Here is a 1,295-nt window from a genome sequence, read left to right as displayed (position 1 = left end):
GACCCCGACCGGTTTTGACGTGCGGCTGGTGGTGCACACGCCTGCGGCGGCGCGGGCGGCGCTGGCACTGCCGATGCGGCTGGCGGGCGTCAGCGCGGAGCGGATGGCCGGTGGGGAGCTGCGGTTCCACGCGGGGGCGACGCTCGCGGTGCGTTCACCGACGCCGCTGATGTGGGACGCGCACACCGATCCAGCGACCCGTCTACCGGACCGGGTCCGGGAGGTGGCCTCGTCGCTGGAGGCTGCGGGCAGTGACCGGCCGACTCTGGCCCTGACCCCGGATACCGACTGGCTGGGCGCACCCGACCGGCAGTACCCGGTCACGATCGACCCGGCGGCGACGCTGCCGGACAACCTCGATGACTATGTGGACTCGGCGCATCCGACGACGAACTATGACACGTCGGCGTATCTGGCGGTGGGGAACTATCTGGGGGCGACCACGACCCGGTCGTTCCTGCGGTTCGACGATTCGGCGGTCAAGAACCGGCATGTGTTGTCGGCGTCGTTGAACCTGTGGCAGGTCGGGTCGGCGACGTGTACGGCCCAGCCGATGGTGGTGCAGGGCGCGTCGGGGATGGGTGCGGGCACGACGTGGAATTCCCAGCCGACCGCGGACGGGATCAACTGGTCGAATACCAGTTTCAACAGTGGTGGGTCGTGTGGCGGGGACGGCGGGCGGAACCTGGATATCACCGGGCTGGCGCAGGCCTGGTCGTCCAACGGCTATCCGTCGCCGGAGGCGCTCACGCTGCGGGCGGGCAACGAGTCCGACCCGAACCAGTACAAGTATTTCTATTCGGGGGACACGCAGCTGGCCCCGAACATCACCGTCACGTACAACTCGTATCCGGGGACGGTCGCCGGCCGGTTCACCGCGCCGTGTTCGGCGCAGTGCGGTGGCAGCCCGGCGATGGTGTTGACGAACAGCACCACGCCGACGTTGCAGGGTGGGGCGATCGACGCCGACGGGGGGAATCTGCGGGTCGACTTCGAGGTGTGGAACGCCGCCGGCACCACCTTGGTGACCTCCGGGTCGGTGTCCGGGGTGACGGAGAACACGGTGGGGACGTGGACGGTGCCGGCCGGGGTGTTGGCAAACGGCACGGCGTACCAGTGGCGGGCTCGGGCGTTTGACGGGACGGACTATTCGCAGGCCTGGTCGACGTGGATTCCGTTCACGGTGGACACGACCGCGCCCGCCGGCCCGTCCGCGGTGACCTCGGCGGCGTTCCCGGCGTCGGGCTGGGGGTTGACCACGTCGGGGACGGTCAGTTGGACGTCGCCGGGTGGGA

General features: G+C 69.7%; 1 protein-coding gene. It reads left to right on the top strand.

Annotation, left to right across the window (positions count from 1 at the left end; genetic code table 11):
* Window positions 1-1,295: DNRLRE domain-containing protein (locus tag U9978_RS09565; RefSeq protein ID WP_322760721.1), on the top strand; the 1,295-nt coding region annotated here is incomplete at both ends.

Origin of the sequence: Protofrankia sp. Cr2 (assembly GCF_963555885.1) — a bacterium.
Taxonomy (GTDB): Bacteria; Actinomycetota; Actinomycetes; order Frankiales; family Frankiaceae; genus Protofrankia.
Note: the sequence above shows the minus strand (reverse complement) of the source record. Positions and strands in the feature narration are given on the sequence as shown.